The 18,211-nt window shown below is 45.2% G+C and carries 16 protein-coding genes and 6 pseudogenes; 4 read left to right on the forward strand and 18 right to left on the reverse strand.

Annotated elements, in window-relative coordinates; all coding sequences use genetic code 11:
* Positions 1-155 precede the first annotated feature (155 nt).
* From Q3W56_RS09545 to Q3W56_RS09560, 4 genes and pseudogenes are all read right to left on the reverse strand, one after another.
* Entirely contained in the window at positions 156-941 is a 786-nt protein-coding gene (locus Q3W56_RS09545; RefSeq protein ID WP_302895390.1) for a nucleotidyltransferase domain-containing protein, read from the reverse strand.
* Between the two features lie 83 nt (positions 942-1,024).
* Positions 1,025-1,981 (reverse strand): cephalosporin C deacetylase, encoded by a 957-nt coding sequence (gene cah / locus Q3W56_RS09550; protein ID WP_302895291.1) that lies wholly within the window; start codon positions 1,979-1,981, stop codon positions 1,025-1,027.
* Between the two features lie 156 nt (positions 1,982-2,137).
* Positions 2,138-2,407, reverse strand: a pseudogene (locus tag Q3W56_RS09555) (LysR family transcriptional regulator substrate-binding protein); the annotation flags it as partial.
* A 108-nt stretch (positions 2,408-2,515) separates the two neighbouring features.
* Positions 2,516-3,076: a shikimate kinase gene (locus tag Q3W56_RS09560; RefSeq protein ID WP_127696038.1), complete on the reverse strand. Its 561-nt coding sequence runs from the start codon at positions 3,074-3,076 to the stop codon at positions 2,516-2,518.
* A 292-nt stretch (positions 3,077-3,368) separates the two neighbouring features.
* Between Q3W56_RS09560 and tmrB the strand changes: the two are divergent.
* A pseudogene (gene tmrB, locus Q3W56_RS09565) lies at positions 3,369-3,910 on the forward strand (tunicamycin resistance ATP-binding TmrB).
* A gap of 76 nt (positions 3,911-3,986) precedes the next feature.
* Here the strand turns inward: tmrB and nadE are convergent.
* The gene (gene nadE / locus Q3W56_RS09570) at positions 3,987-4,805 is read right to left on the reverse strand and encodes an ammonia-dependent NAD(+) synthetase (RefSeq protein WP_302895292.1); all 819 of its coding nucleotides are present in this window, start codon (positions 4,803-4,805) and stop codon (positions 3,987-3,989) included.
* Between the two features lie 132 nt (positions 4,806-4,937).
* A complete protein-coding gene (locus Q3W56_RS09575; RefSeq protein ID WP_041905580.1) occupies positions 4,938-5,534 on the reverse strand; it encodes a DUF1989 domain-containing protein in 597 nt (198 codons plus the stop codon).
* A gap of 129 nt (positions 5,535-5,663) precedes the next feature.
* Here Q3W56_RS09575 and Q3W56_RS09580 point away from each other — a divergent pair, with 129 nt between their 5' ends.
* A complete protein-coding gene (locus Q3W56_RS09580) occupies positions 5,664-7,004 on the forward strand; it encodes an amino acid permease (RefSeq protein WP_302895293.1) in 1,341 nt (446 codons plus the stop codon).
* A gap of 1 nt (position 7,005) precedes the next feature.
* On the opposite strand, the gene Q3W56_RS09585 is transcribed toward Q3W56_RS09580, so the two are convergent.
* The 8 genes and pseudogenes from Q3W56_RS09585 to Q3W56_RS09615 form a co-directional block, all read right to left on the reverse strand.
* Positions 7,006-7,767: a YqcI/YcgG family protein gene (locus Q3W56_RS09585; protein ID WP_302895294.1), complete on the reverse strand. Its 762-nt coding sequence runs from the start codon at positions 7,765-7,767 to the stop codon at positions 7,006-7,008.
* Between the two features lie 69 nt (positions 7,768-7,836).
* The gene (locus Q3W56_RS09590) at positions 7,837-8,466 is read right to left on the reverse strand and encodes a LysE family translocator (protein WP_019713248.1); all 630 of its coding nucleotides are present in this window, start codon (positions 8,464-8,466) and stop codon (positions 7,837-7,839) included.
* Positions 8,467-8,540: 74 nt separating this feature from the next.
* Positions 8,541-8,621, reverse strand: a pseudogene (locus Q3W56_RS09595) (MarR family transcriptional regulator); the annotation flags it as partial.
* Positions 8,621-8,683 (reverse strand): annotated as a pseudogene (locus Q3W56_RS21175) (L-lactate permease); the annotation flags it as partial. The pseudogenes Q3W56_RS21175 and Q3W56_RS09595, both read right to left, overlap by 1 nt.
* Before the next feature lie 12 nt (positions 8,684-8,695).
* A pseudogene (locus Q3W56_RS09600) lies at positions 8,696-8,770 on the reverse strand (hypothetical protein); the annotation flags it as partial.
* A gap of 31 nt (positions 8,771-8,801) precedes the next feature.
* Entirely contained in the window at positions 8,802-9,767 is a 966-nt protein-coding gene (locus Q3W56_RS09605; protein ID WP_302895295.1) for an L-lactate dehydrogenase, read from the reverse strand.
* 133 nt (positions 9,768-9,900) lie between these two features.
* The gene (locus Q3W56_RS09610) at positions 9,901-10,392 is read right to left on the reverse strand and encodes a DUF6773 family protein (protein WP_019713243.1); all 492 of its coding nucleotides are present in this window, start codon (positions 10,390-10,392) and stop codon (positions 9,901-9,903) included.
* 123 nt (positions 10,393-10,515) lie between these two features.
* Positions 10,516-11,946: a YfcC family protein gene (locus tag Q3W56_RS09615; protein ID WP_302895296.1), complete on the reverse strand. Its 1,431-nt coding sequence runs from the start codon at positions 11,944-11,946 to the stop codon at positions 10,516-10,518.
* Between the two features lie 141 nt (positions 11,947-12,087).
* Here Q3W56_RS09615 and Q3W56_RS09620 point away from each other — a divergent pair, with 141 nt between their 5' ends.
* Positions 12,088-13,239, forward strand: a complete 1,152-nt coding sequence (locus Q3W56_RS09620; RefSeq protein WP_302895297.1) for a M20 peptidase aminoacylase family protein — start codon at positions 12,088-12,090, stop codon at positions 13,237-13,239.
* A gap of 37 nt (positions 13,240-13,276) precedes the next feature.
* Here the strand turns inward: Q3W56_RS09620 and opuAC are convergent, their stop codons facing one another.
* From opuAC to opuAA, 3 genes are read right to left on the reverse strand one after another with little or no spacing between them, the layout of a single operon-like run.
* The gene (gene opuAC / locus Q3W56_RS09625; RefSeq protein ID WP_302895298.1) at positions 13,277-14,158 is read right to left on the reverse strand and encodes a glycine/proline betaine ABC transporter substrate-binding protein OpuAC; all 882 of its coding nucleotides are present in this window, start codon (positions 14,156-14,158) and stop codon (positions 13,277-13,279) included.
* A complete protein-coding gene (gene opuAB, locus Q3W56_RS09630) occupies positions 14,158-15,006 on the reverse strand; it encodes a glycine/proline betaine ABC transporter permease subunit OpuAB (protein ID WP_019713239.1) in 849 nt (282 codons plus the stop codon). The genes opuAC and opuAB overlap by 1 nt, the downstream gene beginning before the upstream one ends.
* A 1-nt stretch (position 15,007) precedes the next feature.
* Entirely contained in the window at positions 15,008-16,261 is a 1,254-nt protein-coding gene (opuAA, locus tag Q3W56_RS09635; protein WP_302895299.1) for a glycine/proline betaine ABC transporter ATP-binding protein OpuAA, read from the reverse strand.
* Positions 16,262-16,555: 294 nt separating this feature from the next.
* On the opposite strand from opuAA, the pseudogene Q3W56_RS09640 reads away from it, so the two are divergent.
* Positions 16,556-16,700: pseudogene (locus Q3W56_RS09640) on the forward strand (transcriptional regulator); the annotation flags it as partial.
* A gap of 218 nt (positions 16,701-16,918) precedes the next feature.
* Here Q3W56_RS09640 and niaP read toward each other — a convergent pair.
* The gene (gene niaP / locus Q3W56_RS09645) at positions 16,919-18,121 is read right to left on the reverse strand and encodes a niacin permease NiaP (RefSeq protein ID WP_302895300.1); all 1,203 of its coding nucleotides are present in this window, start codon (positions 18,119-18,121) and stop codon (positions 16,919-16,921) included.
* Positions 18,122-18,211 lie beyond the last annotated feature (90 nt).

An 18,211-nucleotide genomic window follows, 5' to 3' on the forward strand; every position in this document is an offset into this window, starting at 1 on the left:
TATTTGTATGAGTTTATTGTAAATGGAGAAAACCAACGTTCACAATATTCTCGAAATACAAAGATTCTGATTATTTTTGTGGTTTTGCCACAATCAGATAGTTAGAAAGTCGGGGAATCCTGTCGAATAATAGAGAAAGGAAGCGACAAAAATCATCAGCTTCCTCCATCCTTCCACACTTCTTCAACCGTATTCAAAAGCAAACGATTCAATTTAGGTGTCATATCCTTGTGTTCTACTTTCAGCGTTTTTGCCGCTTCCATGATTCTTTCAATTTCCTTTTCAATGAATTGGTGAATGACTTGAATTCTTGCTTCGAGATCAAGCTCTTCACCTCTTTTTTTCCTTTCAAGCAAGGTTTCCATTTCTGCCTTCAGCTCTGCGTCGGTAACAAGTTCATTCATCAGAACAGTAAAATCCATTGGCGGAATGGTTCCGTGCTTTTCAATCCATTTGCAAGCCAGAATAGGCCGAAGCACGTAGAAATACTTTTTGATTTTGACCTCTTGCCCTTGAAGGTAATTTTTGACGTTCCTTCTCGCCATATTGATATAGTGGTACACGACGCTTGCTTCAGGCTTAAATGCCTCCGTGCGCAGTTTTCTTAACTGCTCTGCAGTCGTAAATGCTTCGTAGTACACAATGTCTGAGGACAGCCATTCAAGGAGCGGCGGGTTTGACTTTTTGAAGAGGCGCAGCGTCTTTCTCAGCTCCCAGCCGCTGATATCCAGCAAATCGTGAATCGGTTCCTCAATGACATCACGCTCCTGCTCAATTGAAAAATACCATTCCTTTTTCGGCACATAAATAAAGCGGACATCGTAATCACTGTCCTGCGACGGGAATCCCCATGCGCGGCTTCCAGACTCAACGGCATATACGATTTTGACTCCGTATGAAAGCTCGATTCGTTTTAATTCATCAATGATCCTTTGTTTCATTTCTATTCGTCTCCAGTCTGTTCTCATTCCTGCAGTTTGCAGAAAAAAACCGCCAGCTGTTGTGCGGCGGCTATTCACGTTTATCAGCCTTTAAGATGCTGCTTAAAGAAAGCAAGTTTTTCTGTTTGAAAGGCAGGGATATACTCATGCCCGAAGTAGCGGTACACTTTGAGCTCTTTCTCTGTCTCCAAGTGGTTGTATGCGGCAAACACGGTGGACGGCGGCGTGACCTTGTCAATCAGACCAATCGACATCAGAACAGGGACCTTCACTCGGTCAGCGAGATTCATAATATCGAAATATGAAAGTGTCTTCATCGCCTTCTTTTCCGTTTCCGGGCTGCCATTTCTTCTAAAGAAGGAATTGATTTCAAGGTACGGCTGTTCAAGTGCGACATCAATGGCCCGTTCAAAGTTGCTTAAATAAGGATAATCGGCAACCGCGGCTTTCGGAATGTCTGACAGAGCCGCTGCAGCAATGGTTAAGCCGCCTCCTTGGCTTCCGCCTGTCACACCGATTCTTGTTTCGTCAACATCGTCAAAGCTGCTGATGACTTCAAGCGCGCGGACAGCGTCCAAATAAACGCCCCGGTAATAGTATGTATCTTTATCAAGGATTCCTTTCGTCATCCAGCCCAAAGCATGACCATGCGGAGAAATAGTCGTATCCTCGCTGCTCTGCTGGCCGCGGACAAGCATGCCGAATGCGGCGTAACCGTGGAGCGCCCAGTTTACCATTTCATGAATCTCACCGTCATAGCTAGCGTTGTAGCCATGATATTTGACGATCGCCGGATGCGGGCCTTCCTTGTCAGGCACTGCGTACCATCCGGCAATACGGGCGTTTCCGAAGCTTTTATATGTGAGGCGGTACACCTTGACTCCATCAGCAGGATACTCAACCGGCTGTAAATCAAGTGCTGCTTGGACTTTCGCAAGTTCGTCCAAAGACGATTTCCAAAACTCAGAAAAATCGTTCGGTGCTGTTTTTTCAGGCTTATACGTTTGCAATTGGTCGAGCGGCAGATCGAATAGTTGCATTTCCGATTATTCTCCTTTGTTTAATAAGATTTAGTTTTTTTATACTATCACGTTTTTAACCTATTTTCTAAATTTTTTAACATCTAATTCTTGATTCAATCCCTCGATGTCAATTCGTTCTTGTGATGAATAGGCTTCTATCCTTGAACACCATACTCACTCTTCTTGATCAAACGTTTGTTTAACCGATTCCCGGCTAAATTCCATAAAGGCCTGTGCGGTCAGACTGACATAGCGGTTTTTTAAAAATACAAAAACAAGAGTGCGTGAAGGCGCGGATTGAAGCGATAAATAGATGACAACCGGATCTTTGTCCCTTTTGACCATATTTGGGCCAGTGTTACCCCAAACCGTTTGCGACAAGGGATTGCGCGATTTTGATGTGCTCGTTTTAAACGCGGCGTGTGGCTTAAAGCCGCTTTCCGCTACAAAAAACACCCCCAAGCCTTATTTCGGATACAACGATCCGTTTTCAAACATGAAGGTGTTTTTTATTTGTTTCATCTTATGGGGTCATTCCCTCCCGCACGGCTTTTACATTGGCTGATAAAGATCCCAGCCGATTTTTAGCGTCTCCACAATGTAATCTGCAATCTCTTCAGGAGCAAGGTTGTCTGTTTCCACTTTTGAATTGTGCTTGTCATAAATGACTTTTCTTTCGTTAAACAGTTGCTCCATTTCATCCATTGACCGGTTATGCAGTACCGGGCGGCTTTCGATCAGCAAATTCGCGCGCTGCTTCCAGTTCTCCCAAGACAGATCGAGGTGAAGCACCAGACAATGTTCGAGACAGCATTTTCTGATTTCCTCTTGTTTAAAAGAGCCTCCGCCAAGTGAGACAATTTTAAATCTTGTATGATGGCATAAATTCAGGATATATTCTTTTTCTGTTTTCCGGAAAAAGTCTTCACCTTTTTTTTCAAACATCTCAGGGATCGACATGTTGAAATCCTTTTCGATTTCTTGGTCAATATCGATAAAATCTCTATATAATTTCTTAGCGACCAATTGGCCGATTGTCGTTTTTCCTACACCCATGAATCCAATCAGGACGATATTTCTTTCTCTTACTGGGATGGCTCGTTTAGCGTTCATCTTCGGCGAAATCCTCCTAAGGAATGAAATTTTATCTTCATTATATGCTTATTTAGCGAATATTTATATAGATTCAGGCTTGCCCGTCCTTTTTCGTTCATGCTTTACCAGGGATAGCCTGCTCTTGGTTGTTCAAGCGTTTAAGCTTGAATGACATTCATTGTACAACATATCTTCATTTTAATACTTCGACGCAAAAAAGCATTAAAATATTTTAATCACACTGCCTTGATTGTTTTTCCCGCTGGCTCTTCGATCGAAGGGTCTTTTTTGGAGGAATGGAGAAATGGCGTTGATTATATGGATAAACGGGGCTTTCGGTTTTGGAAAAACACAAACAGTTTTCGAACTGCACAGGAGGCAGAAACCATCTTACGTGTATGATCCTGAAAAAATGGGTTTTGCACTGCGCTCCATGAACCGCTGGAGATCGCGGAGGACGATTTTCATGCTACCTCTTATGGCGGGCGTTCAATTATAGCTTGCTGGCCCCCCTGACCGATACATACCGCGGCATCATCATTGTGCCTATGACGATTGCGGCAGGCTTAGGCATGACGGCAGGCGAGTTCACCACTTTACACGAATTGCTTCAAAAAAAACCTTGTTAAAACGGCTTCGCACAAGAGAAAAAACTCATGGGCCGCCAAACAAATCGACCGCTGCATGGAAGGATTGGCATCACCTATTTTTGGATCATCTCCAAACAGACAACATGTCAATTCAGGATGCGGCAGAAAGATTTTCGCAAGAGCCAGTCTTACATTAGCCACTGATACAAGAGACAGCTCCGACAGATTGATCGTAAAGCTGAATCATATCCTCATCAAATAAAGGTCTTTCACATGATAAAATCCTAAAACGTTTGCCGATATGCTGAAAAGCCCGCTCCGAGAGCGGGCTTTCTATCCTATTTCCACCAGTCATCAAACATAGACGCCGGAACCTGACGTTTATGCTCAGTTATGCTGAAGCGCTTTTCCAGCGCTTCTGACACTTTCGCTGATACTTTTTTTCCTTCGAGATAATCGTCAATTTCCTCGTAGGAAATGCCTAGCTCTGTTTCATCCGCCTGTTGCGGTTTTTCGTCGAGCAGATCGGCAGTTGGTTCTTTTAAGTATAAGCGTTCCGGTGCACCCAGCTCTTTCAGCAGGCTTTTTCCTTGACGCTTCGTCAATCCGGTCAGCGGCAGGAGATCCGCTCCGCCGTCACCGTACTTCGTAAAGAAACCAGTCACAGCTTCAGCGGCATGGTCCGTGCCGATGACAAGAAGGCCTTCTTGGCCGCCGATCGCGTATTGAGCGATCATTCTTGTTCTCGCTTTTACGTTTCCTTTATTAAAGTCAGTCAGCTGATCGCCGGTTTCCTGCTGATACTGATCAGAAAACGCGCTTACTGTGGACTTAATGTCAAACTTCCATGATTTATCAGGCTTAATGAACTTCAAAGCAAGCTGGGCATCGTCTTCATCCTGCTGTGTGCCATGCGGAAGACGGACCGCGATAAATTGAGCGTCTCCGCCCTCCTCGCGAATGCGTTCAACCGCAAGCTGGGCCAGGCGCCCTGCAAGAGTTGAATCCTGTCCTCCGCTGATTCCTAACACAAAGCCTTTAGCGCCGGTCTTTTTCAAATATTGTGTTAAAAAATTGATTCGGTCCTCAATTTCTTGCTTTGGATCAATTGAGGGCTTCACATGTAATTCACGCATAATTTTTTCCTGCATGCTCATCCCAATCATTCCTCCTGTACAATTCGCTGTTTCTTATTTGATCATTTCCCCAAATTGATGAAAATGAATCATGACAATTATGTATCCTTATTAAATATAGCACAGGTCTTGATTCACAGTGAACAAGAGAGATCAGCTGACTTCCACCCGTATTGACGTTACACTATCGCCATTGCACTTCCCTTTTTCTATCGGGCAGGAAGAAAACGCAACAATCAAATCCATTTCCGCCCGAAGCCTTACATAATCTCCGGCATTCGAAAGCGGCGTTTCCACAGACAGGTTCCCTTTCTTATCAAGGACAGTATTCATAAAAATCGCAAACGGGTAGTGCATGTGAGGCTTCGGGACGCCAAACTGCTCAAGCGCACGGTTCATATTGTCATAGCACGTATCCTGAAACTCATCCTTTTGCTTGCCGTATAACAGCCTGTTCATATCAGGACGGCAGGCTGGAAGCAGCAGATCATGCTTGCCGACCGTATCTTCAATGAGCGTCAGCATCGGTTTGTATAGATTTGAGTAGATATGATCGTTGACTTTCACATGAATGGAATGATTGGCATCAATCGTTGCACCCTGATCAAGATGCTCATAGAAATCCTTGGCATGGTACGCGACAAAATCAGCCACCTGCTGCCCTTCTACATCCACCACCTTCAAAATCTGCCCTTTTTTCAACTTCAGACCAAGCCCTTTTTTCGGTTCAACGATATATTGCTGTGTCATTGCTTTGCTCCTTTTTTCATTAGTATGAGCGCTCGCCGCCTTCTCCATGTAAAAAGAGGCAAAAATCTGATGTATATAAGCTTCGGGCGGGTCGCAATCTAACCTTAGATAAAAGGGGTTGAAATGATGATGAGTCAAACAAAAAAAGACCAGCAAAAAGGGAATTTGGCCTGGTGGCAGCTGTCATTAATCGGTATAGGCTGCACGATTGGAACAGGATTTTTTCTCGGTTCCAGCATTGCAATAGTGAAAAGCGGTTTCTCCGTTCTGCTATCATTTCTGATCGGGGCAATCGGCACGTATTTTGTATTCGAGCAGCTTGCCAAGCTGTCGGCAAAGCATCCGGAAAAAGGCTCGTTTTGTGTGTATGCAAGAAAAGCATTCGGAAGATGGGCCGGCTTCAGCAATGGCTGGGTGTACTGGTCATCAGAAATGCTGATTACCGGAAGCCAGCTGACAGCCATTTCGTTATTTACGAAGCACTGGTTCCCTCAGGTGCCGCTATGGGTATTTGCATCAATCTACGCGGTGCTTGGGCTACTGATTATTTTCACCGGGCTGTCTGTTTTTGAGAAGACTGAAAACGTACTGGCAGTTATCAAAACAGCTGCTATATTTATGTTTATTGTGATAGCCATCCTGGCATTATGCGGTATACTGTCTGGCGGAAACCACGATGTACAGGTTCCTAATAAGACGAGTGAGTTTTTCCCATATGGCGCCATGGGGCTGTGGACGGGTTTAATCTACGCGTTTTACGCCTTTGGCGGAATTGAGGTCATGGGGCTGATGGCGGTTCACTTAAAAAAACCAGAAGAAGCGTCTAAATCAGGGAAACTCATGCTGGCGACACTGGCGGTTATTTATGTCATTTCGATCGGGCTGGCTTTGCTGCTGGTTCCATTAGACGCGTTTTCTGAGCAGAACAGCCCGTTCATTACGTCGTTAAAAGGATATAACCTTAAGATCATCCTTGATATATTTAATGGGATTTTTATCATCGCCGGATTCTCGACCCTCGTTGCTTCGCTTTTTGCCGTTACGACATTGCTTTGTACGATGGCTGATGACGGTGACGCGCCAAAATGCTTTACCTTAAAGGAAGGCAAAAAAATATGCTGGCCGGCGCTGGGGCTGACGTTTGCGGGGCTTGTCCTGTCCATCATTCTGTCTTTAGTGCTCCCCAAAAACATTTATGAGCACATGACGACAGCAGCGGGGCTTATGCTTTTATACACTTGGCTGTTTATCCTGTTCTCCAGCAAAAAGCTGACTGATCCCGAAGGAATGGGGAAAACGCAAATTTATTTAGCGATGATTCTAATTGCTGCGGCTGTATCCGGCACACTGTTTGAAAAATCAAGCCGGCCCGGTTTTTTTGTAAGCATAGGCTTTCTCGTGATCATTGCCATCGTTACGATGATCTATCAAAAAAAGCAGGGACATAAAGACCGCCCTGCCAGCTCGTGATTTATTTCATTTTGTTCAACATGTTCTTTAAATAAGAAAACGGGCACTTCGATACCTGTTTTTCGTCATCACGGAGAAAATACTGCTTCCATTCGCGATTATCTTTTCCACCGTACCACCCTAAATGCGGATGGATTGGAACTTGATCGTAGGCCTTTAACCGTGCGCGGATCAGCCTGCTCATGTTGCGGCCAAATGTGGTTGATCCATTTAAGCCTTCAAACACCCATCTTGGCTGAAACGTGATCATAAAATAAGGAAAGCTCCGGCTTCTTCTCTGCTCATGCCCCGGAGTAGCGCACAGAATAAAGTACGGCTCGCCGTCAAAACAAAACTCCCATTTATAATGCTCGGGATCGGCCGGAATGTCTTCCGGCCACTCTTTTTTGTCCTGATGACTCAGTCTATTTAAAAAGCTCCAAAACAGCTCTTCATACGCTTCAATCGAATAGTGCTCAGCCAAATCTTCCGGTGTATCAAACAACACAACGAGGGATGCGTACTTTCCCGTGTCCCGCGATATCCTGCCGTACTCCGCAAGCAATGGTGCCAGCTCCTCCGCTGTACGGTTTTCCCGCGGATCTCCGGCAAAAGCAATGCGAAGCTGATCAGTCAGAAACGCCTGGCGTCCGGGAATGCACGGAAACGTATCCGCGTCATCAGCCACAGTTTCTGCCAAGAGCTCAAAAGCGATACTTTGCCATTCAGGGAGTTCAGCTTGATTACGTTCCAGAAAACTTTTGGTGTAAATCCCATCCACCATTGATCCACCTCCAGTATCGTCTGGATACTATATTAAAACTGAAGGCGGTAGGTGACTGTCCTTCATGAATCAGCCCAATAACTGTTTGATGCCTTGATAACCGAAGTAAAAGCCAAATATAAGGAGGGATACACCCGCGATTCCGGTCAATCCTCTTAAGAGCTTTTCATGAAGCAGATTTCTGAACATGCTGGCTGTGATCGCCATGCAAAAATCCCAGATTAAAATGCCCAGCATGATGCCGGAGCTATAGATCAAAAGCTGATTCATATTGTAGGCCTCTGCTGTTTTCGCAAGTATGCTCCCGTAAATTCCGAGCCAAAACAGGATGCTTAATGGATTTGACAGTGAAATGAGAAAACCCGAAGCAAACGTTTTCCTATATGACGTTTTTCCTCGCGAGCTTCGCACATCCATCGGTTCTCTGACATTTTTCAGCGTTTCAATTCCGGTATAGGTCAGAACAAAAAAGCCGAAGAGCCACAAAAACGTTTTTACAAATGGAGCGGTCAAAAACTGTGAAAGTCCGAAATAGATAAAAAGCATGTACAGTCCGTCCGCTGTCATGGCGCCTAAACCAAAAATCCAAGCATGCCAAAAACCATTTTTAATTCCTTTGTCTATTTGCGCCGCATTCACAGGTCCCACTGGCGCAGACAAGGACAGTCCCAGCACAATATAGCTCAAAAAAATGTTCACCGGCCCGTACTCCCTTCTCTTACGTAACTTGTACAATTTATTCGGGAACGGGTCAAGCTATGCACAAAATTCGCTTACTGCTTCAGACGTTTCAGTTCTTCCTCCACAATATCGGCGGCTTTGCCTACGAAACTGAAAATGAGTTCCAGTTCTTCAGCAGCGCTGCACTAATCGCAAGCGGAACACCAAAACCGGCCGCACCTTCTAAAAACGCGTTTTAATAATAGCTGTAGAGAATCGGAGTGAGCGCCACAAGTGCGTTCACATACTCGTTTCCAAACGGATCATACAACGGCTCCCACATTGACAATCAGCCCTTTACTCTAAAGTTGCGTTTAGTTGACCTTTTGTTCTGCAAAATGAGGTTTTAAAATGTTTGTAAGGACACCTGCGCTGTGAAGGAACTGTTCCTTTTCTTTCTCATTTAAGTTCAGCTCAGTGATGCCTGCAATACCTCCGCGGTTTACGACAGCCGGAACGCCGATGTACACGTCATTTGCGCCGTATTGTCCGTCCAAGTATGTGCTGACAGTTAAAATGCTGTTTTCATTATGAAGAATGGCTTTTGTAATGCGGGCTAGGCTCATTGCAACACCATAATAAGTCGCCCCTTTTTTCTCAATAATATGGTAAGCGGCGTTTTTCACGTCATCTACGATCTGGTCTAGCTCCTCTTGTTTATATACATCGTTTTTCTCAACAAGTTCACTGACAGGCACACCTCCGACATTTGCGTGGCTCCAGACAGGAAGCTCTGTATCACCGTGCTCTCCGATAATATGCGCGTGCACGTTTTGAGGCGCTGCGCCAAAGTATTCGCTCAGCATGTAACGGAATCTCGCAGAATCTAGTGTTGTGCCGCTTCCGATCACCCGCTCTTTTGGCAGGCCGCTGAATTTCCATGTAGCGTAAGTCAAAATATCAACCGGATTTGTCGCAATTAAGAAAATGCCGTCAAATCCGCTCGCCATGACTTCACTGACGATGCCTTTGAAAATTTTCACGTTCTTTTCTACTAATTCAAGGCGTGTCTCACCAGGTTTTTGGTTTGCTCCGGCGCAGATGCAGACAATATCAGCATCTTTGCAGTCTTCATATGTTCCGTAAGATGTTTTGACCGGTTGCGGCGCAAACGCCTTTCCGTGGTTTAAGTCCATCACATCGCCCATTGCTTTTTCTTTATTTACATCAATGACCACAAGCTCATCTGTGATCCCTTGGTTTATTAACGCAAATGCATAACTGCTTCCAACAAAACCCGCTCCGATTAAAGCTACTTTATTTACATGTGTATTCATCATTAATCATCCTTCCAGGGTATGTTTTTCTTTGATGTTTGTTTGTGAATTATTTCACATTTATATTGTGCAATATTTCACAAACTATTGCAAGAGAAAAGTTTTGTCTGATTGATGAACAAAAAAGAAACCATCTCTATGATGATTTCTTCTTAAACTCCTTTTTTACCGTACTTCTGTAAGACAGCTTCACGATTCCAAATCGAAGCAAAAACAGAACGCCGCCGCAGACGATAAATAGAAGGATCATTTTCAGCCAAGCGAAGAATGTATGGGGAATCCCCCTGTCATACATCGTAAGCACCACTACCGCAAAGGCGACAGCTATTGATTCTATGAACTGCTGCTTCACCCGTTTATGCAGTTCTTCGTCGGTGTCTATTTTCGGCATCAGCATTCCAGAAGCAGATGCCCTGATGCAGTAATATAAGATGATAATGAACAAAAACACAAGGCTCGAGACCCATTCATTAAACGGAAATGCAAACATAATGCCGCGGATAACCACATCCAGCAGCGCAAACGCCCCGGCTAACTTGCCGATCTCCGACCAGATCTTTTGTTCTTTTTCTTTTACTCTCTTATTTTTCCCATTCACGCCTGAAAGTCTATTAAGCAGATTATTCATGACCTTCCTCCCGCACTTTTACGAATGGCTTATGGCTTATGGCTTACATGTTACAATAACAGCCTGCGCTTCTGCAACGATTAAATGAAAAGCCCGCCCGTACAAGCCGCCGGGCAGTAATCGTTAAAACGGCCCCCAATTAATCATGACACCTATGACAATAAATACAAGTCCGATCAAGAACCAAATCAGAGCAAGCGGCACCATAAACCTGAGCCACTTGACGTACGGAATGCCGCTGGCGGCAAGCACCGCCATGAGAACGCCGGATGTCGGGTTCACACAGTTGACGACTCCTTCTCCAAGCATAACCGCTTCCACCGCGACCTGCCTCGTAATTCCCATCAAATCAGCAAGCGGCGCCAGGATTGGAATAAATACAACGGCTTCCCCAGACCCAGAAGAGATGAGAAAATGAAGCAGCGCACTGGCGATATACATGCCGATCGCACCGGCAATCGGGCTGAATCCATCCAAAAGCGAAGCCAATGCGTTGACGACTGTATCGAGGAGCTTGCCATTTTCAAGGATGACAGAAATGCTTCTTGCCATCCCGACAATCAGCGCCCCATATACAAGGCCTTGGCAGCCCACTATGAAGGTTTTGGCAATATCGTTTGCCGCAAGTCCGCCTATCAACCCGCCAAGGACAGAAATAAAAATAAACGTCGCAGCCATTTGTGAATCAGACCAGCCCAGCTTCAAAGCGCCGTATAAAAATCCGAGAAGCGACAGTCCCGCCACAGCCAAAATGAGCTTATGACGAACAGTAAACGCCAATGACTGATCTTCTTTCCCCGCCTCACCCATTCCTGCCGCGGGGAACCAATTTGTCCCTAACACACTGGCATCCTTTGATTTTTTTAATTTTCTTGTGTACAGATAGATATAAATAATAGAAGACAGCAAAAAGCATATGTAGATTACAACACGCAGGCCAATTCCCGAGAAAAGCGGCAGCTCCGCGATTGATTGCGATAAACCGAGCGGGGACGGCGATAAAATAGTTGAGTTAAATCCAGCGTAGCAGCCGATGTAAATAACAGCGGCACCCGCGACTGCGTCCCACTTTAAGGATCGTGCGACAATGAGGCCGATGGGGATAAAACCGATAACTGAATTCACGACAATTCCGGTTGTTCCGAGAATGGAGAACAACGCACCGACAATACAAATAAATAATAATTGCTTGGTGCGGAATTTGCTGATGACATTGTAAATCAGGCCGTTGATGGCACCCGTTTTTTCTAAAATGGCAATGGTGCCGCCAGTGAATAAAATCAGAAAGATGATTGGTGCTGATCCAACCATTCCATCCTGCAGAGAAGTAAAAAAGCTGATCAGGCTGACCGGGGATTGTTCAATCGAATGATAGCTTCCCGGAACAGCAGTGGTGACATCTCCCTTTGTCACGCGGTCAAATTCTCCCGCCGGCACAACATACGAAGCAACGGCACAAATGAAAGCAATGATAAATAAGAGGACATAGGCGTCAGGCATTATACCTGTCGTACGTTTTCTCTTAGGCTGTGTTTCGGCTGCTGGCATACTCATGTTCGATCCATCCCCTCTGTTTGAAAATAATCATTATTCTGAAAAGTTGCAATATGTGCTATATTATATACAGCCTATCTTCCTGTTTCAATATAAATAAAGGAAAGAAGGGAAATTCATTTTGAGGAGGGCACTTTTCCCATGCAAAAGCTTTCCGAAGACATGAAACAAACTGTTATGGACATCTTCGAGCACCTGCACGCGAACCCTGAAGTCAGCTGGAAGGAATATGAGACAACTGCATTTCTTAAACAAAAGATTGAGGAATTAGGGTGCCGGACTCACACGTTTTCAGACTGCACCGGGGTTATTGGCGAAATCGGTTCAGGGTCACCTGTTGTAGCTGTGCGTGCTGACATTGATGCGCTATGGCAGGAGGTTAACGGCATATTTCGCGCCAACCATTCCTGCGGACACGATTCACATATGACAATGGCGCTGGGCACGTTAATGCTGCTGAAAAAACAGCCCGAGCTTCCGAAGGGCACGATCCGTTTTATCTTTCAGCCGGCTGAGGAAAAAGGCGGCGGCGCCTTGAAAATGATAGAAGAAGGCGTGCTTGATAATGTCGATTATTTGTACGGCGTTCACGTCCGTCCGATTCAGGAGACACAGAACGGGCGCTGTGCCCCATCTATTCTGCACGGATCAAGCCAGCATATTGAGGGAACAATCATAGGAGAGGAAGCCCATGGCGCCCGCCCGCATCTCGGGAAAAACAGCATTGAAATTGCGGCATTTCTCGTACATAAGCTCGGACTCATTCATATTGACCCAAACATCCCGCATACGGTTAAAATGACCAAACTTCAAGCCGGCGGTGAAAGCTCCAATATCATTCCAGGAAAAGCGTCGTTCAGCCTTGATTTGCGCGCACAGACCAATGAAGCCATGGAGACGTTAATCGCCGAAACAGAAAGAGCATGTGAAGCGGCCGCTGCGGCATTCGGCGCAAAGATCGAGCTGCAAAAAGAACATAGCCTCCCCGCAGCAACACAAAACAAAGAAGCTGAAGCGATCATGGCAGAAGCCATTACGGACATCATCGGGGCTGAACAGCTCGATGAACCGCTTGACACAACCGGCGGTGAGGATTTTCATTTTTACGCCGTAAAAATGCCGAACCTCAAAACAACGATGCTCGGACTCGGCTGCGGACTACAGCCAGGACTCCATCATCCGCACATGACCTTTGACAGGAACGCGATGTTCAACGGCATTCACATTTTGGCTAACGCCGTATTAAAAACATTTCAGAAGGCGGAATCACTAGCTGCTGCTAATGCTTCTTAACACAAAAAAGCAGCCTGGCTAAGGCTGCTTTCTTTCATTACTTCTTCAAGTCTTCAATTGAGTTAACGTTTTTCATATATTGAGGCACAACAAGACCCATCTTTACGCCAGTCATACTGGTGCCAATATCATCATATTTGCCTTTATATTTAGCGGCGTATGCTTTATGGGTATTCGGCAGCCATGCGGAAAGGGATGCATCCGCGCTTCCCGTCGCAATCGCGGTCCACATTGGACCGGCCTCTACCTGAGTAAACGTTACGTCATAGCCCAAGTCTTCTAAGACTTTGCCAACTACGTTTGTACTTGCAATCTCACTGTCCCACGCCACATAGGCAAGGTTGATTTTGTCTCCCTTTACCTTTTGAACGCCTTTTGTCCACTCCGCAATCTGATCCTTATGCTTCTTCACATACTCAGCGGCGGCTTTGGCAGGTTTTTCGCCTTGTTCCACCTTGATCATGACTTCTCCCATGTCGTCTTGCGTCCATTTAAACTGGCTCAGAAGCTTTACGGCATTCGGCTGTTCTTTGCTGAAGCCTTTGCGCGTGATCGTATGGATTTCCTCTGCGTTTCCATAAGATTGGTTTGGATCATCAAGATATTTCAGCTTATATCTGGAGAACATCCAGTGCGGTGTCCATCCAGTAATGATAATCGGTTTCTGACGGTCGTATGATTTTTTAAGCGTTGCGGTCATCGCAGCGCTTGAAGCCGAAATCAATGTCCAGTCATTCAAGTCATAATCCTTCATCGCTTTGTCGGTCAAGGCCATTATCCCTGAACCGGGATCAATCCCGGTGATGGTCTTATTTACCTGTTCAGCCGCGGTTGCATTTTCATCGCTTTCTGACCCGCAAGCCGCAAGTGAGAGCGCCAGCATGGCGGAAACGCCGATACCGAAGATTTTTTTAAGCATCAGGCATTCCCCCTGCTTTTTTTCTTCAGTTTAATATTTTGAGTAATACGGTCCAGTGTAATGGCTACGATAACAATAGCGATACCGGCCTCTACACCGACCCCGGTCTTTAGCTGTGTTACGGCACTGTATACTTCAGAACCAAGTCCCGGTGCACCGACCATTGCGGCGATAACAACCATTGATAACGCAAGCATGATGCTCTGGTTAATCCCGGCCAAAATGGTTTTTGTCGCAAGCGGAAGCTGAACTTTAAACAAACGCTGAGCTGTCGTAGAACCGAACGCTTCAGTCGCTTCAATCAAATCCGCCGGCACTTGCTTTATACCGAGAACAGTCATGCGGATTGTCGGCGGCATCGCGAAGATAACAGATGCAACAACCCCCGGCACAACACCGATGTTAAAGAAGAAAATCGCCGGCAATAGATATACGAAAGCAGGCATTGTCTGCATTAAATCAAGAATAGGCGTTACAATACGGCGAACCGTTTCTTTCTGGGACGCCCAAATTCCGATCGGAACCCCGACCACAATCGAAATAATCACAGATGTCAAAACAAGCGCCAATGTTTGCAGCATTGGGTCCCAATATCCTAAATAATCGATCAATAGGAATCCAATCAATGTAAATAACGCAATTCCCCTTGTACTGATCCACCACGCAAGTGCGGCGAAAATAATCGTTAATAAAATAGATGGCATAAATCCGAGTCCGCTGACAATTCCATTTACAAAAGCGGCCAATCCGTTTGCGATTCCATCAAAGAATCCGCCAAACGTCATCGTAATCCAGTCAACAAAACGGTCAATCATATCTGCTAAAGGTATTCTAGGCAGTCTATCCATCTTACTTCACCTCCTGTACAGAAGGATTTTGTGTTTGTTCATTGCCTTCAACATTAATGTAATCGTTATTGCCGGCGAGTGCGCCAATTAACGCGCCTTTTACGACAATCCCTTTCATTCGCTGCTTCTCATCTACAACCGCAATTGGAATATTCGCGTCAGAAACAACGTCAAAAATCTCTGTCAGATACGTATTCTCTGGTACAGTCGTGAATTCTGTATTCAAGATATCTTGAAGTGACAAATCAGACTCAGCTGCTTTTTTCGCATCTGACGCGTGAATGACACCTAACAATTTCTTTTGTTTATCGACTGCGTAAATAGATGAAATCCCTAGGTTTTTCATCAATGTTAATGCCACGCGAGGCCCTTTATCAATCCGCACTGTTTCAGCGCGTTTCATAATGTGGCCTGCTGTGAGGACTTTAGATAAATCAACATCCTCAACGAATTTCTCAACATATTCGTTAGATGGACTCATCAGGATTTCCTCCGGTGTGCCGATCTGAACGATGTTACCATCCTTCATCAAGGCGATTCTGTCACCGATGCGCAATGCTTCGTCAAGGTCATGCGTGATGAAGATAATCGTTTTTCCGACATTTTCATGAAGATCAAGAAGCTCATCCTGCATATCTTTACGAATCAAAGGATCAAGCGCACTGAACGCTTCGTCCATGAGAAGGATGTCCGGGTTATTCGTCAACGCGCGGGCAAGACCGACACGCTGCTGCATCCCGCCGGAAAGCTGGTCAGGATATTGCTGTTCAAATCCTTCAAGGCCGACAAGGTTAAGGGACTCAAGCGCTTTTTGCCGGCGCTCTTGTTTATCCACACCTTGAAGCTCCAGCCCGTATTCTGTGTTTTCAAGTATCGTTCTGTGCGGGAACAGAGCAAACTTTTGGAAGACCATGCTGATTTTCTTCCGGCGAACTTCCCGGAGCTGGTCTTTAGACATATTTGTTATCATGTCACCATCAATGTAAATATTTCCGGCAGTCGGTTCAATAAGCCGGTTTAACAGCCGTACTAGAGTTGATTTACCGCTCCCTGATAGACCCATGATGACAAATATCTCACCATCATATACATCAAAATCTGCTTGATTTACCCCAACGGTTGATCCGGTTGCTTTCAGGATCTCTTTTTTTGTCTTTCCGTTGGCAAGCATTTGAACTGCTTTTTTTGTTTGTTTTCCAAAAATCTTAGATACTTTCTCAACTTTTATCTTAATTGGCTTCTCATCTACACTCATATTTTCCCTCCATATTAAACAATCCTTATTACCGTAACACTTATGTAACATGCCACACAAACAGCATATACTCTTTTATTCTGTACCATTTCTTTATAAACATCCATGTAGCCACATGGCCTTATTTATGCTTCTAAATGCTCTGTAATCCTCCTTTATGATTGTATTTTACAGGTAATAATTATCCCTTCTTTAATTGAAAACGCTTTTACTCTACTGAAATCCTTCTTTTTTTATGACTTCCTGCTCCTTTTCTGGAATACAATTGTTATATCGACTCTTATTGTGCGTTTCATGACTACAAAACTATTAGATGATCAAAAAATATTTACAGCGTCATCTGATGAACTGAGGCTTGCTATTATTCGTACGCTTTACTGCAGTGGAAAAGAACTCAGCTGAAGTAGGTGAAAAGTGCAATATTGTCAAAACCACAGCATAAAACGTGGTATGAAATCAAACATACCTGCCTAGCTAACTATGTGCCGGGACCATGTTTTGCAGGTGAATTTATATCAACATCGGAGCCGTTAGAGGATTTACTGCAATTTTGTTTATGCTGCCCATGGCGCTCTACCAGACAATCAATAAAACCGGGAAACACCGATCTACCGAGCACAAATGTAAAAGAAGCACCCCATCCTAGAGGTGCCTCTCCTATTCAAGTTCAGTTTGTTTCGTTTCTTTTCCCATAATCAATATACAAACAACCGCGAGTAAAATTGCAATGCAAAAGATCGAGAAAATGACCGAAAACGAAATATGACGGGCTGCGAGCGTTCCGACGAGCAGCGGCCCGAAGATGCCGCCGATTCTACCAAACGCTGCTGTCGTTCCTGAACCTGTTGCGCGAATCGCTGTCGGGTATTGCTCCGGTGTATAGGCATACAGAACACCCCATGCACCAAGATTAAAAAATGATAACAGCATTCCAGCAGTAAGAAGAAGGCCTAAGGAATCAGCCGTTCCGAAGAAATAGGCGCTTCCTGCGGTGCCCATCAGGTAAATGACGAGTATCCACTTCCGGCCGACTTTTTCGATTAGCCAGGCGGCAGAAAAATAGCCCGGAAGCTGAGCAAGCGTCATCAGCAGGACATATTCAAAGCTTTGAATCATACTGAAGCCTTTCAGCAGCATGACACTCGGCAGCCATAGGAACATGCCATAATAAGAAAACACCACGCAGAACCAAACGATCGACAGCATGACTGTCGGCCGTAAATACTGTCTTGCCCAGACGCTTTTTACATTCTCCCATACTGATTTCTTTTTGGCAGAAAGCGACTCATATTTTGGCGAATCAGGCAGATTCCTTCGCAAGTACAGAGCGTAGAAAGCGGTCAGCGCAGTTAACAGCAGGGCAGCCTGCCAGCCGAAGCTCGGTATCACAAAATAAGAAATCAGTGCCGCCACGAGCCATCCTACAGCCCAAAAGCTTTCTAAAAGCACAATCACTCTGCCCCGCTTCTCAGGCACAACCGCTTCCGAAACGAGGGTTGAAGCAACCGGAAGCTCTCCGCCCAGCCCCATTCCGATGACGAAACGAAGCATAAGAAATGCTGATAAGCTCGTCACAAAAGCGGAAATGCCGCTTCCGATGGAAAAGCATAAAAGGGTAATGATAAACACTTTTTTGCGTCCGATTCGATCAGCCAGCAATCCAAACAAAAACGCACCCGCAGCCATGCCGATGGAATTGACGCTTCCGATCCATTTCATTTCTTCGGGCGACAGATTCCACTCTACGTGGAGCGCAGCAATTATAAACGATAATATTCCGACATCCATTGCATCAAACAGCCACCCTAAACCGGCGACACCCAGCAGCTTACGCTGGGATATAGGCTGTTGTTTTCCCATTGCCAACACCTCTGATATGCAAAATCATCACCGTTTAAGTTTACACCTGTCTTTACACATTGTCATCAGTTAATTCATGTAATTGAAAAA

It is taken from the genome of Bacillus sp. C28GYM-DRY-1, from assembly GCF_030519405.1.
In the GTDB taxonomy this organism is placed as follows: domain Bacteria; phylum Bacillota; class Bacilli; order Bacillales; family Bacillaceae; genus Bacillus; species Bacillus spizizenii_A.